Source organism: Eikenella exigua (genome assembly GCF_008805035.1).
Classification (GTDB): Bacteria; Pseudomonadota; Gammaproteobacteria; order Burkholderiales; family Neisseriaceae; genus Eikenella; species Eikenella exigua.
In genome coordinates this window covers 1,678,853-1,693,007 of record NZ_CP038018.1, presented here as the reverse complement: position 1 = coordinate 1,693,007, position 14,155 = coordinate 1,678,853, and the positions used below count along the sequence as shown (strand labels likewise).

The following is a 14,155-nucleotide window of genomic DNA, read 5'->3' as shown; positions in this document are numbered from 1 at the left end:
GGGTTAAGGTTGTGGAGTATTTAGATGACGTTTTCAGGTAGCCTTTCTGCGTGGGCAGGAGGCTACCTGAAAATATATTGAAGCTAGGCTTCACTGTCCGGACGGCGGAACAGCAGCACGGGCATGGGGGCTTGGCGCAGCACGCCTTCGGCCACGGAGCCCATCAACAGATGCAGCAGGCCGGAGAAGCCGTGGGTACCCATGGCGATGAGGTCGCACTCTTGGCGCACGGCCTCTTTAATCAGCACGTCGGAAATACGCATGCCGTCGTTTTCCAAGGTGGAGACTTCATATTTCACGCCGGCCTGTTTCATCACGGCTTCGGCATGGTCGGCCACCTGCATTTCGGCCGCATACAGCTCTTCAGAATTAGGCAGGCGGCTGGCTTCGCGCTTGAGATCGGTTAAATCCACCACGTGCACGGCCACCAACACGGCATCGGTTGCCTTGGCCAGCCGGCAGGTCTGTTCCAGGGCGTAGAGAGAGGTTTTGCTGTCGTCTATCGGAACGAAAATCCGTTGATACATTTTGCCACTCCTTTTAGTTGCTGGCGGCCGGGCAGGATTGCCGCCGCCAATTCTTTGCAGACCGAATCACTTTACCTGCGATAGGATTGTAAAGCAAATTGCATCACTTTACAGCGACTGCTCTATTTCCTGCGGCAGGCTACCTGAAAACTGTGGCAGTTTGGTACGGCAGCATATCTCACCAAGCGGTACTACACAGCTTAAAGGCTACCTGAAAAACGGAATGGGTTTTTCAGGTAGCCTTTAATAATAGACACAAACTACTTTTCGTCTGGCGGCAAATCGGCGCTGCCCATGCGGCGCAGGATGATGCGGGTTTTATTGCGCAGGCGGCGGTCGTTGCGGTGTTGCTGGAAGTATTTGGGGTTGGGCAGCATGGCGATGAGGGAAGCAGCTTCACCGGCGCGCAGGCGGGATGCCGGCTTGTGGTAATAATGCTGGGCGGCGGCTTCGATGCCATAAATGCCTTCGCCGAATTCGGCCACGTTCAGATACACGGTGAGGATGCGCTCTTTGTTCCACATGCTTTCCATCATCACGGTAATCACGGCTTCTTCGGCTTTGCGCACATAAGAGCGTTCGGCAAACAGAAACAGGTTTTTGGCCAGCTGTTGGCTGATGGTAGAGCCGCCGGCGCGGATGGTGCCGCTGCGCTGGTTGCGGCGCATGGCGTGTTCGATGCCGTTCCAGTCGAAGCCGTCGTGGTTGCTGAACTGGGCGTCTTCGCTGGCGATGGCCGCCTGTTTCACCACGCGGGCAATTTGGCTGTCGTCCACCCAGGTTTGCTGCACGCGGGAAAAGGTGGAGAGGTTGTGGCGCAGCATAAAGGCGCTGGTGTGCACGGGCTGGCCTTTCCAATAAGCTAAGAGCAGAAAAACCAACAGGTGAAAGCCCAGCAGCAAGAGAATGATGCTCCACACTAGGCGCTTAAACCAACGGCGCAGCAGGCCGGGGCGTTTTTTGGCGGGCGGTGCGGCGGGTACGGGCTGGGGGGTGGGGCTGGAAACGAGTTCGGGAGACGGGGTATCCATCGGCAAATCGATAATGATAAGACGGGGCGATTATAAAGGAATCCGGTTTTAATTTTGGTGAAGCTTGCGTTTGGGCTTTGCAGAAACTCAGCCTTAGCTTTGCCAAGACATCGTTTCAGGTAGCCTGGAGTATGGGTAACAGGCTACCTGAAAGCATTGGCTTCGACCTGACTTGTGCAAGGCTGAAGTGAAACAGCCAACCATCAAATCGAGAAGTCTTCGCGGATGGGCTCGTATAGCGCCTGCTCAATGCGGTCGCGGGTGAGGCTGGGCAGGTAGAGCTGCATAAAGTCGTAGGCATAATTGCGTAGGTAGGCATCCTGCCGCACCACAATATAAGTAAACGACGGCTTAAACAGATGGTCGGCCGGCAGGCAAACCAAATCGGCATCGCGCTGCGGATCGTAGGCGGTATCGGCTAGAAGCTCCCAACCGGTGCGCACATAAGTTTTAATCATGCCCTCATTCATGCTGGAAAGTGCCACCTGTGGCAAAGCCAACCTGCTGTCAGTGAAGGCTTGCTACAATGCCGCATCCTGTTCGGCATCGGTGTAACCGATGAGCGGTGCGGACGACAAATTTACTAGGTTGATGCAACTTTGCCCGTTAGCGCGTGCCCCTGCGGTACCAATACGCAGCGGTTCCAAGCCCGTACTGATGTGACGCAACTTGGAATGACGCGCATCCCCTCCGAATTGATGGTGAAATCGGCTAAGCTATCGGCCACTAACGGTGGCAACACATGCCGTGCCTAAGGCGTAGGCAATCATTTAGCCACTATCCTGCTCGGCAAGTTCAGTGCCGATGCTGCGGATGCTCTGCACCTTGAGGAAGATGCGCTCGGCAATCCCTAGTACGGCCTGCCTCAGCAGCGTAACTGCCACAATGCGCTTGCCGTGCTGCACAAACAGCTGCTTGCCCAGCTCGTCTTCTAAAAGTTTTATTTGTTTGGAAATGACCGGCTGGGAAGTGAAAAAATTTCTACCACCTCCGGAATATTCAGATTGCAGCGGTAATCTCTAGAAAATAGCGCGGTTGTCGCAGTTTCATGATGTATCCAAGTGGTGTTTGTCGGATTTATGCGACAAGCCGGTCGACGAAGTGCCACAGAAATCACCGGTTTCGCCTGAAACCGATAAAGATTGGATGGTAGCATGACCTGCCAGCATTATTTTGCCGTGTGCTGGTAATTTGCGATGGGATTTGTTGTTTTTTAACAACTTACAGAGAAATAACCCTTTCTTTTGCCATTATACTGCTGACAGTAAGGGTAATTTTGGGCATGATTGGGTACGTAGGAAACGGAGGCGCCCGTGTGGCGGGTAGCCAATTCCTTATTGACAGTTCGGGCACGGTTTTTTATAGTGATACCCCGAATATATTTGGATTACCGCAGTATCTGGGCGGTCCGTATATGGTGATTTTTGTGAAGACCGGTATGCTGTAAAGCTTCCCAGGTCTACGCATAACAAACTTTTTGATGAGGGAATAACATGACCAAACAGCTTAAATTAGGCGCTTTGTTCTTGGCCTTGGTTGCTTCCGGTGCCGCCATGGCGGACAGCAGCTTCAATAATGAAAAATATGGCTACACTATCAGCGAGCAGTCTCGCGAAGTAGTTCGCTCCAACTATGAGCCCAAAGGTGCTCACGAATGCTGGGAAAACAGCTTCTTGAATGCTGAAGTGGATCGCTTGGGTCTAGTAGAGTGTGGCGACCGTCAGCCAGAAGCTCCTCCTACCGAACCGCAAGTACGTGAAGAGCTGGTGTCCTTGTCATCCAACTTCCTGTTTGGTTTTGACAAATTCAACCTGCGTCCCGAGGCTCGCACTACTTTGGATGAGCTGGCTCAGCGCTTGACCGGCAGCAACGTACAATCTGTACGTGTTGAGGGTAACACCGACTTCATGGGTAGCGATGCCTACAACCAACGCCTGTCTGAGCGTCGTGCTAACACTGTTAGCGAGTACCTAGTTGGCCGTGGCGTACCGGCTGAGAAAATCTCTGCTGTTGGTTTGGGTGAATCTCAAGCTAAGATGACTGAGCAGTGTCAGCAAGAAGTTCGCAACTTGGGTCGTCGTGTTTCTGCTGCCCGCAAACGCAGTGCTCTGATTGCATGTATCGAGCCGGATCGTCGTGTAGACGTTCGCATCCGTACTTTGGTTGAGCAACCTGCTCAGTAATCGTTATCCAATTAGCATTTAATACAAAAAACCGGACTTTATACAAAGTCCGGTTTTTTGTATGCATTACTTGTAACTAGGGGAATGCAGAAATAGCTGCTTGCCAACAATTTCCCATTGCTAATGCAGGTGGGATGGAGCAAAATTTGTCTGCTGGAAAATATTTTATTAAAAATAATATTATGCTGGAAAAACTTCTACTCCTCTGCACACACCACTTCCGCCTGCTGTTGGCATTTGCTTTATCCTTTTATTTTCAGGTAGCCTTTGCCATCGATTTCGGACGTATCCCGCCGGAAGAGGCGGCCGTTTATGTGCAAGACCTCGACAGCGGTGAAGTGTTGCTAGCGCACCGGGCCGATGTTTCCATGAATCCCGCCTCCACCATGAAACTGGTTATCACCTTTGCAGCCTTGCGCGCATTGGGCGTTGATTACCGCTGGCAAACCCAATGGCGCAGCAGTGGTACGGTGGCTAATGGTGCACTACAAGGTGATTTATACTGGGTGGGCAGTGGCAACCCTGCCTTCGACCAGCCCGATCTCTTGGATATGCAACAGCAGCTAGTGCGGCAGGGCATCTTGTCGTTAAATGGCAAAGTGGTGCTGGATCGGCGTGTTTGGGGTGGCCTTGCTAGTGCTGAAGGTTTTGAAAATGACGCAGGCGAAAGCTTTGTTGTGCCGCCTGATCCACACATGATTGCTTACAAAGCCCTTTGGATTACTGCCGCCCGCAATGAAGCCGGACAGCCTGTTTTCTTGCTCAATCCGCCACTCTACGGCATCCAAACCGACCTCAGCCAACTTACCGAAACCGATGGCCGCTGCGGCAAACTTTCCAATCATGTTTCCGCCAAATTTGAAAACGGCGTGTTGGTATTCCGCGGTCGCCTGCCTGCTGCATGTATGGGCGAGAAAATGTTCATCAATTTGTTCGATGCCCCTCGCTTTGCCGAAGAAAGTTTTCGCGGCTATTGGCTTGCCCAGGGCTTAGGTGGTCTCTATGGTTTTGGTCGGGGAGCTGCCCCTAGCAACAGCCGCATCTTGGCCACGCACTTTTCCAAACCGTTAGGCGAAGTGCTGACCGATATGAACAAACATTCTAACAATCTGATTGCACGCAGCGTTTTTCTCACGCTTGGCCACCAGGCAAACGGACCGCACAGCGTACAGAATGCCGAGGCCGCTGTGCGGCGGCAGCTGGTTTCTGCCGGATTGGATGACGAAGCGCTGGTGTTGGAAAACGGCTCCGGCCTTTCCCGCCGTGAGCGGCTTACTGCCCGTTTTCTCGGCAGCATGCTGTTTCAGGCCTACCGCTCCCCCTTCCGTGATACTTTCATTCACACCCTGCCGATTGCCGGTACCGACGGTACCCTGCGTGGCCGCTTCCGTCAGCTAGGCCGCTCGCTGCGTATGAAAACAGGTACGCTGCGCGATGTGCGTGCGTTGGCCGGCTACTGGTTGCCACCCAATGGGCGCAGGCTGGCTGTGGTGGTGATTATTAACAACCACCGTTCCGGCGGCTACCTGCCCGATATGGATGCCATGGTGCGCCGGATTGTGCATGATGCCGATAGATTGGATAACGTTCAAACCGTACCCGCTCAATAATCGGCAAATGCAACGGGAAAGCTGCCGAATACCTTATCTCACAAGGAAAAGCTGGCAAAGTAGAGCATTTTCAGGTAGCCTAATGTGGTTTATAGCGGATCAATCCGCCATATCTCCATTTTGACTTTTTCACCCCCTTCTCAGGAGTAAACCATGAGCGAACAAGAACAACAGCAACCGATTTTCAATGTAGAAAGACTGTATGTAAAAGATTTGTCTTTGGAAGTGCCGCACGCACCGGAAGTATTTCTCGGCCAGGATGCTCCGAACGTGGAAATCCAAGTGCACACCGATTCTAAGAAACTGGAAGAAGAACACCACGAAGTAACCGTTACCGTAACCGTCACCGCCAAGTTGCCTGATGGCAAAGTATTGTTCCTGAACGAAGTGGCACAGAGCGGCATTTTCCGTTTGGCAAACATTCCGGAGCAAGATGTGAAAGTATTGCTCGGCATTGCCTGCCCGAACATCCTCTATCCCTACGCCCGCGAAGCTGTGTCTTCCTGCATCACCCGCGCCGGCTTCCCGCCCGTGGTATTGATGCCGATCAACTTCGAAGCCATGTACGAACAGCAACAAGCCGCTGCCAACGCTCCGGCTGCCGGTAACGCTTAATTCGAGGTCAATAAGGCAAGCAGGCTATGGTAGGAAATGCCATAGCCTGTTTTGCGTTTTGCACAAAGAGGCTGTTTATTTTTCAGGTAGCCTCTTTAATCATCTAGAAGGCTACCTGAAAACTTCCGGCAGCCCAAAAGCCAATCTTCAAGGGAATGCCTAAAGATTATTCTGTTATTCCCCTGATTCGTTTTATCTCTTTCTCGTATTTACGGTCATTGAAATAATCGCCTGCACTTATTTCCAGTTTGCCGCAATCGGAAATGAGGCGGTCTTGTGTGTCATAAATTTTGTAAGTTTGTTGAATGTTTCCTATCGCACATTCGCCATCCAATCCTAACGATATGGTGTAGAACACATCATCCAGCAGGGTGTTGATTGTTTCTTTAAGCTATTCGGTTTGGCTATCGTTAAGCAGCAGGGTTTTTATTTTGGTATTTACTGTGCTGGGGGGGGGTAGGCCGGCTGTTGTTCAAAACAAGATTTGAGAAATTTCAGCTTTCCCAGATAGAGATTTTTGGCAAATTCGTCTGCAGGCATAGCTATCCCTTCTTCCCGGAGAGATGTCGGTAAGATAGCTGGCAGGCTTGCGGATGTTTCCCAATTAAGTTTTAGCTTCGCAGAAACGCTGCTACGCTATGTTTCTACTCCGTTGAGGCTGACGCTTTCAGGTAGCCTAGCACAACTAAAAGGTTACCTGAAGCTTATAGAAGCTGTTTTTCAGGTAGCCTTTAATCAGAAAACCGCATTTAGCACAATAAAGCAAATCGATGCCAGCAGGCCGGCGGCCGGCACAGTAATTACCCAAGCTAAGGCGATTGGTTTCATCAGCCGCCAGTTGGCATTGCGGTTTACCAGCCCAATGCCGAGCACGGCGCCAACGAGGATGTGGGTGCTGGATACGGGCAGCCCCAGTGCGGAGGCCAGCATAACGACGGTGGCGGCAGAGAGCTCGGCCACGAAGCCGGAAGAGGGGTGCATTTTGGCCAGGTTTTCGCCCACGGTGGCAATCACTTCCCGCCCGATAAACCACAGCCCCACCACCAGCGACACGCCGAAGGTGAGCATAGTAATCGGCGGAATGTCGCCGCTGCTGCCGATGGTGCCGCTGCGCAGTACGTCCATGATGGCGGCAAACGGGCCGATGGCGTTGGCGATGTCGTTTGAGCCGTGACTGAAGGCGAAGCAGCAGGCGGTGAATACTTGCAGCCAGCTGAACATAATGAAGGTGGCGCGGTCGAGGTTGGCGCCGGTTTTTAAGGTGCGGGCGTAGGCAAACGTGCCCATCCACAATACCGCGCCCACCATGCCGACGATTAACAGGGTATCCAGCGTGCTCAGGCCTAAGTTGAGGTGTTTCAAGCCTTTAAACAGCAGCATCGCGGCCATTACCATGCCGCCCACTGCGCCTGCCAGCGGCACCCACAGGCGCAGGGCGCGGAAGGCGTTGATTTCATCTTTACGGCAGTCGATTTCGTGCAGGCCGCGATAGTAGTCGGACACCAGCTCTTCGGGCTGGTAGTTGCCTTCGTTGTAAAGCTGGGCATCACGCACGATGGTGGCGGTGTAGGCCATCTGCTGCAATTCGCTCATCTGCTCGAAGCGTGTTTTGTGTTCTTTTTTGTAGGCCAATTTCTGCTTGCGCAGGCGCTGCACATGGCGGCTGGAAGCCACGTTGTAGCCCAGGATATAGGTTTTGATGTTTTTAAACACCAAATAGGAAGTTACCCCGCCCAAGAGTGGCGAGAGTACCCAGGAAATGGCAATTTCGCCGATTTTTTCCCAGCGCACCATATTCAAACCAGCTAAACCGTTGTTGTAAAAGCCCAAAACCATCGCTGCTCCCACGATGCCGCCGATGATGGAATGCGTGGTGGATACTGGTAGGCCTTTTTGCGAGGCAAACAGCAGCCACAACGAGGCGGCGGCCAGTGCAGCCATCATAATATGGACAAATTGCACAGGTTCCAGTGGCATGCTGCCCAAATCCACGATGCCGTTGCGGATGGTATCGGTAACGCCGCCGCCAACCAGTATCGCGCCGCTCACTTCAAACACCGCCGCCACGGCCAGCGCCTGCGGGATGCTCAGCGTGCCTGCGCCCACCGAAGTGCCAAAGGAGTTGGCCACATCGTTGCCGCCGATATTGAACGCCATAAAGATGCCGAACAGTGCCGCGAGAATAAACAGCGCGGAATGGTTATGTTGTATATAGCCTAGCCCCCAATAGATGAAATAGCAGGACACGCTGAACAACAAGGCCATACCGAGGAAATTGACGCTTTTCAAACGCAGCGAGGCAGAAGAACCGGCCATGGTGAAAATCTTTACAAACAAAATGTTGAATACGGCAGCCGCAGCAATTCGTGCTGCAGCCGAACAAACGGCGCAATTATACCAAACCAATTTGTGCTACATGCAAAATCAGGCTACCTGAAAGCATCGCCTCAGGTAGCCTGATATACAGAATGGGCTGATTACTACACTTTTGCCTGGCTGTATTCCTGCAATAGCGCACGGAATGCTTCCGCCGTTTCCGGGTGTTTCAGCCCGTAGGCCAGCGTGGCTTCCAGGTAGCCCAGCTTGCTGCCGCAGTCATAGCGTTTGCCCGCAAAGGCGTGCGCCAGCACCGGTTCGTGTTCCAGCAGCTTGGCGATGCCGTCGGTGAGCTGGATTTCGCCGCCCGCGCCGCGCCCTACGGTTTGCAGCAGGGAGAAAATGCGCGGCGTGAGAATGTAGCGCCCCACCACAGCTAGGTTGGATGGTGCTTCTTCTGGCTTGGGTTTTTCCACAATGCTTTGAATGCGCTGATATTGCTGCCACGGCGACACTTCCACGATGCCGTAGGAGCCGGTTTGCGAAGGCGCTACGGTTTCCACACCCAGCACGCTGTTGCCGGTTTGGCGGTACACCTCGGCCATCTGCGCAATCGCGCCCTGCGGCGCGTCGATTAAGTCGTCGGCCAGAATCACGGCAAAGGGCTCGTTGCCCACTGCCGCGCGGGCACATAGCACGGCATGCCCCAAGCCCAAGGCCTCGGCCTGGCGGATATACAGGCAGGTAACATCGGGCGGCAAAATATCGCGCACATGTGAGAGCAGCGAAGTTTTGTGGCGCTGTTCCAGTTCGGTTTCCAGCTCGTAGGCCTTGTCGAAATGGTCTTCGATGCTGCGTTTGTTGCGGCCAGTAACGAACACCAATTCGGTGCAGCCGGCGGCTACTGCCTCTTCCACTGCGTATTGGATCAGCGGCTTATCTACAATCGGCAGCATTTCTTTGGGGCTGGCCTTGGTGGCGGGCAGAAAGCGCGTGCCCATCCCGGCCACGGGGAAGACGGCTTTTTTGATTGGAACGGGATTTTCCATGGTTTTGCTTCGGTATAGGTTGGAAAGATGCCGCATTATAGCAGCGGCTGAACATAGGATGTTTTAAAGGCTACCTGAAAGTGAGGCTTAAATTGCAGTTTCGTTGAAACTTCGTTGCACGGCGGTTGAGCTGTTTGCAGCTTACGCTTTCAGGTAGCCTCTTGAAAGCCATCTGCTGCTGTTCTAAGCAGACACAGCATCGGTTGGGCTCAGCGTTTCCGACGTTTGTCAGCTTTCGGGGTGGGGTGGCGACGGGCGGAGTGTGCCGCAACCGAACACAGCTGACGGCATGCCACAAGCAGATAATGGGCAGAGCCAGCAACATGGACGCTATCGGGGCAAGCAGCCAGGCATACCAAACCAGCGTGCCGAAGTGCCACCAGCTGAGGGCAAGGCACAACGGCGTAAACAGGCAGAGAAGCCCGAAGGCGAGCTTTGGGTATCGGCTGAAGGTGTTTTCCAGTATCCACTCAAACAGCGCCTCTATGGGGAGGAAGACTAGGCGGAGCAGGAGTTCAAGGAGGAAATCCATGTTGGGGAGGTGAAGGATTGGTGAGGCTGGTGGTTTTGCTTGGCATGAATGGCCGGTCTATTGGGGTGTATTGCAGAAGCATCTGATAAAGGCTACCTGAATTTCAGGTAGCCTTTTGGTTTGCGTCTCAACGCCATGCGGCCAGGAACTCCTGCCAATGCACTTTGTCTTCTTGGGTTTTCAGGTAGCCTTTGAGCCGCCGGATTTCCATTTCGTATTCGTCGGCATCGGCGGCGCCGCTCATTAGGCGGAAGCGTTGGAACATCAGGTAGGTGTTGGCGGCGTCGGTTTCGCAGTAGTCGCGGATTTCGCGCAGGCGGCCTTCGTGGAAGGCCTGCCACACCTTGCTGCCGTCCATACCCAGCTTGCCGGGGAAGCCGCACAGCTTGGCCATGTCGTCTAAAGGCACGCTGGCGCGGGGCTGGTAGAGGGCGAGTAGATCCATTAGATCGCAATGGCGGTTGTGGTAGCGGTTGATGTAGTTGTTCCACTTGAAGTCGCGGCTGTCGCCGAAGTCGCCCTCGCCGGTGTCCCAATAGCGGGCGGCGGAGAGGCCGTGAATCAGGGCACGGTAGTGCAGCACGGGCAGGTCGAAGCCGCCGCCGTTCCAGCTCACCAACTGCGGGGTGTGGTTTTCGATCAGCTCGAAAAATTTGGCGATGATGGTTTCTTCGCTATCGCCGATTTCGCCGATGGTGCCCACATGGATTTTGTCGCTACCCCAGCGCATGCAGCAGGAAATGGCCACCACCTGCTGCAAATGATAGGGCATAAAATCGCTGCCGTTGTGCGTGGCGCGGCGCTGCTGCTGCGCCCAAGCCACCACGTCGGCATCGGGCGTATCGGCGGGCAGGCCGTGCAGCAGGCGGATGCCGTTGGTATCGGGAACGGTTTCGATATCGAAGGCGAGGATCGGAGTCATGATGGGCGGCGTGAGGTGGGAACAGCATGGATTGTGGCACGAAGCGGGGGTTTCGCCAAGATTGGTCGATGAGTTTCAGGTAGCCTGCGGCTGCTTGGCCAAATCACTGCAATAAAATTGCAGGCACGGCCTCAATTTTTAGTGGAACCTTTTATTTGTATATCCTGATCAGCTGTGAAAAAAGAGCCGCAAATCATTTTGCAGCTCTTTTTGATACCTACCTTACCGCTTCAACTTCGCAAACGCATCCGCCATTGCCGAATTGGCAGGCTGCTTTTCGCGCTGTGGCTGGCCGGAACGGCTGTTTGCGCCGCGTTTTTCGGTTTCAGGTAGCCTTTTGCCGCGCTTCTCCGCGCCCGCTTCGTCATCCAAGCGCATGGTCAGCGCGATGCGTTTGCGTGCGGCATCGACTTCCAGCACTTTCACCTTCACCACGTCGCCGGCTTTCACCACTTCGCGCGGGTCTTGGACGAACTTATTGGACAGGGCGGAGATGTGTACCAAGCCGTCTTGGTGGACGCCGATGTCCACGAATGCGCCGAAGTTGGCGACGTTGGAAACCACGCCTTCGAGTATCATGCCGACTTGCAAGTCGCTGATTTCGTGGATGCCTTCAGCGAAGGAGGCCGTCTGAAACTCGCCGCGCGGGTCGCGGCCGGGTTTTTCCAGCTCGGACAGGATGTCCAAAATGGTCGGCAGGCCGAAGCGTTCGTCGGTGAAGTCGGACGCTTTGATTTGCTTCACGCGCTCGCGGTTGCCGATGAGTTCGGCGGCGGTAATGCCTTGTTGCGCCAGCATTTTGGCGACAACGGGATAGGCTTCGGGGTGGACGGCGCTGGCGTCCAGCGGCTCTTTGCCGCCGTTAATCCGCAAAAAGCCCGCCGCCTGCTCGAAGGTTTTTTCACCCAAACGCGGTACTTTCAGCAATTTTTTGCGGCTGTCGAATGCGCCGTTTTCATCGCGGTAGGCGACGATGTTTTGAGCAAGGGTTTGATTCAAACCGGAAATCCGCGCCAAGAGCGGGGCGGAGGCGGTGTTCACGTCCACGCCGACGGCGTTCACGCAGTCTTCGACCACCGCGTCCAGCGATTTGGCGAGCTGGCTTTGGTTCACGTCGTGCTGATACTGCCCCACGCCGATGGATTTGGGGTCGATTTTGACCAGTTCGGCAAGCGGGTCTTGCAGCCTGCGGGCGATGGACACCGCGCCGCGCAGGGAAACGTCCAAGTCGGGGAACTCGCGCGCCGCCAGTTCGGACGCGGAATAAATCGACGCACCGGCTTCGGAAACGACGATTTTGTGCAGGCTGCTTTCGGGCATTCCGCGCACCAGTTCGCCCGCGATTTTGTCGGTTTCGCGGCTGGCAGTGCCGTTGCCGATGGCGATGAGCTTCACGCCGTGTTGTTTAATCAGGCGCGACAACGTTGCCAACATATTGTTTTCTTGATGTAAATAGACGATGACGGTATCCAGCAGCTTGCCCGTGTCGTCCACCACGGCGCATTTCACGCCGTTGCGGTAGCCTGGGTCGAGACCCAAAGTGGTCAGCCGTCCGGCGGGCGCGGCGAGCAACAAGTCTTTGAGATTGCGGGCGAACACGGTAATCGCGTCGGTATCGGCGGCTTCTTTCAGACGGCCTAAGGCTTCGAGTTCCAACGACAAAAAGATTTTCGCGCGCCAAGTCAGGCGCACGGTGTCGAGCAGCCATTTGTGGCCGTCTGAAACCTTGAAGCGGCGGGCGATGATTTGCTCGTATTCGCTTTGCTGGGTAATCGGCGTGTCGTCGGGCTGGTATTTGAGCGCGATGTTCAACACGCCTTCGTTGCGGCCGCGCAAAACCGCCAGCGCGCGGTGGCTGGGCATGGTGCGGACGGGTTCGCGGTGGTCGAAATAATCGCTGAATTTTTCGCCTTCGGTTTCTTTGCCTTCAACGACTTGCGCGTGGATTTCGGCTTCGTTCCACAGCTTGTCGCGCAGCGTGCCGATGAGTTCCGCGTCTTCGGCAAATTGTTCCATCAGAATCGCGCGCGCGCTGTCCAGCGCGGCTTTGGTGTCGGGAACATTTTCGTTCAGGTAGCCCTGTGCGGCGGCTTCAACATCCTGCGGCTGCTCGGCAAGCAATACGTCCGCCAGCGGCTGCAAACCGTGTTCGCGCGCGATTTGCGCCTTGGTGCGGCGTTTGGGCTTGTAGGGCAGATACAGGTCTTCCAGCGCGGTTTTGTTGTCGGCGGCTTCGATTTGCGCCCTGAGGTCGTCTGAAAGCTTGCCTTGCTCTTCAATGCTTTTTAAAACAACGGCTTTGTGCTCTTTCAACTCGCGCAGGTATTGCAGCCGCTCGGCAAGCTGGCGCAACTGCGTGTCGTCCAGCCCGCCCGTGGCTTCCTTGCGGTAGCGGGCGATAAAGGGCACAGTCGCGCCGTTGTCCAAAAGCTCGACGGCGGCGGTAATTTGCGCGGCGGTGGCGGAGAGTTCTTGGGAGAGGATTTGGGTGATGTTCATGAGGGTCCTTTTGATGGGTGCAGGCTGCTTTTGGGGTGTAGGTTAGAACGAAAATAAATTTTCAGGTAGCCTGAAAAGTTATTTTCGAGAATTTTGTTTGTATTTCTAAGTTTCTAGTAAATAAACTGCTAGTGTTCCTGATAAATTAATGGCTAATTGTGCATGACGGGGCTTGGGATTAATACCTATTTTCCCTTTCCGTGCGCATCGCTCAAACGGTTTCGTAAAGAGCCTAATCCTTCAACGATAGCTGTACAGCCGCCTAATATTTGTTTGAAGATAATCTCCGTATGCTGTGATGGTGCGAGATTGAGATATTCGGCAGTTTGTTTATATAGTTTCTGCAAATCCTGTTTATCATCGTAAGCGATTTTTGCTTCATCTAAGATATATTTGCATACACTTTCTATCAATGTTCGTGCAGATGTAATTGCTCCTTCTGGGTCATCAATCCGTCTTTCGAGAGCCTTTTTCCAAGCATTTTCTATATGTATAGCATCGAGTTTTTTAATGCCTTGATTGATTAATTCGTCAGAAGGACAAGTCTTGCCATAATTAAATTCTATAAAATTCAATAATGGTTCAAATGCTTTATAAATAAATTCTCTGCGCTCTGCATATTTCTCAAATCGCGGTGCTTTTACTTCATTCCAAAATTGATGTAAATCCCTACATGTAAGTAAAAAACTTGGGATGTATTTTTCAAACTTTTTGTTTGAGATAAATAATTGCCTTAGCTGTAAATATTGTGCATTAGATTCTCTTTCGTTGGCGGATATAATTCCGCCGGTGGCACGGGAAATTAATAAATTTTGTAGACTTTGTGCTTGAATTAATAAATCTTGCATTTTTATACCTATCTGTTCATTTA

At 53.5% G+C, this 14,155-nt stretch carries 13 protein-coding genes; 4 read left to right on the top strand and 9 right to left on the bottom strand.

The window, feature by feature from the left end; genetic code table 11:
- Positions 1-83: 83 nt before the first annotated feature.
- The 4 genes from EZJ17_RS08695 to EZJ17_RS10845 form a co-directional block, all read right to left on the bottom strand.
- Complete coding sequence (locus EZJ17_RS08695) at positions 84-527, bottom strand: universal stress protein (RefSeq protein ID WP_003823668.1); 444 nt, start codon at positions 525-527, stop codon at positions 84-86.
- A 260-nt stretch (positions 528-787) separates the two neighbouring features.
- On the bottom strand, positions 788-1,558 hold the full coding sequence (mtgA, locus tag EZJ17_RS08690) for a monofunctional biosynthetic peptidoglycan transglycosylase (RefSeq protein ID WP_197478831.1): 771 nt from the start codon (positions 1,556-1,558) through the stop codon (positions 788-790).
- Between the two features lie 203 nt (positions 1,559-1,761).
- On the bottom strand, positions 1,762-2,016 hold the full coding sequence (locus tag EZJ17_RS10680) for a type 2 periplasmic-binding domain-containing protein (RefSeq protein ID WP_231868036.1): 255 nt from the start codon (positions 2,014-2,016) through the stop codon (positions 1,762-1,764).
- A 312-nt stretch (positions 2,017-2,328) separates the two neighbouring features.
- On the bottom strand, positions 2,329-2,463 hold the full coding sequence (locus EZJ17_RS10845; RefSeq protein ID WP_255361163.1) for a hypothetical protein: 135 nt from the start codon (positions 2,461-2,463) through the stop codon (positions 2,329-2,331).
- Between the two features lie 588 nt (positions 2,464-3,051).
- Between EZJ17_RS10845 and EZJ17_RS08680 the strand changes: the two genes are divergently transcribed.
- The 3 genes from EZJ17_RS08680 (at position 3,052) to secB (ending at position 5,966) form a co-directional block, all read left to right on the top strand.
- On the top strand, positions 3,052-3,741 hold the full coding sequence (locus tag EZJ17_RS08680) for an OmpA family protein (RefSeq protein ID WP_067440207.1): 690 nt from the start codon (positions 3,052-3,054) through the stop codon (positions 3,739-3,741).
- A gap of 182 nt (positions 3,742-3,923) precedes the next feature.
- Complete coding sequence (gene dacB / locus EZJ17_RS08675) at positions 3,924-5,351, top strand: D-alanyl-D-alanine carboxypeptidase/D-alanyl-D-alanine endopeptidase (RefSeq protein ID WP_205748060.1); 1,428 nt, start codon at positions 3,924-3,926, stop codon at positions 5,349-5,351.
- A gap of 153 nt (positions 5,352-5,504) precedes the next feature.
- A complete protein-coding gene (gene secB / locus EZJ17_RS08670) occupies positions 5,505-5,966 on the top strand; it encodes a protein-export chaperone SecB (RefSeq protein WP_067440210.1) in 462 nt (153 codons plus the stop codon).
- Between the two features lie 735 nt (positions 5,967-6,701).
- Here the strand turns inward: secB and EZJ17_RS08660 are convergent.
- Entirely contained in the window at positions 6,702-8,282 is a 1,581-nt protein-coding gene (locus tag EZJ17_RS08660) for an inorganic phosphate transporter (RefSeq protein WP_067440213.1), read from the bottom strand.
- A 164-nt stretch (positions 8,283-8,446) separates the two neighbouring features.
- A complete protein-coding gene (galU, locus tag EZJ17_RS08655; RefSeq protein WP_067440216.1) occupies positions 8,447-9,331 on the bottom strand; it encodes a UTP--glucose-1-phosphate uridylyltransferase GalU in 885 nt (294 codons plus the stop codon).
- 289 nt (positions 9,332-9,620) lie between these two features.
- Between galU and EZJ17_RS08650 the strand changes: the two genes are divergently transcribed.
- On the top strand, positions 9,621-9,833 hold the full coding sequence (locus EZJ17_RS08650) for a hypothetical protein (RefSeq protein WP_151086416.1): 213 nt from the start codon (positions 9,621-9,623) through the stop codon (positions 9,831-9,833).
- Positions 9,834-9,990: 157 nt separating this feature from the next.
- Here EZJ17_RS08650 and EZJ17_RS08645 read toward each other — a convergent pair whose 3' ends face one another.
- From EZJ17_RS08645 to EZJ17_RS08635, 3 genes are all read right to left on the bottom strand, one after another.
- Positions 9,991-10,785: a 3'-5' exonuclease gene (locus EZJ17_RS08645; RefSeq protein ID WP_067440223.1), complete on the bottom strand. Its 795-nt coding sequence runs from the start codon at positions 10,783-10,785 to the stop codon at positions 9,991-9,993.
- A gap of 222 nt (positions 10,786-11,007) precedes the next feature.
- On the bottom strand, positions 11,008-13,284 hold the full coding sequence (locus tag EZJ17_RS08640; RefSeq protein WP_067444459.1) for a Tex family protein: 2,277 nt from the start codon (positions 13,282-13,284) through the stop codon (positions 11,008-11,010).
- A gap of 185 nt (positions 13,285-13,469) precedes the next feature.
- On the bottom strand, positions 13,470-14,132 hold the full coding sequence (locus tag EZJ17_RS08635; RefSeq protein WP_205748059.1) for an abortive infection family protein: 663 nt from the start codon (positions 14,130-14,132) through the stop codon (positions 13,470-13,472).
- Positions 14,133-14,155: the final 23 nt, after the last annotated feature.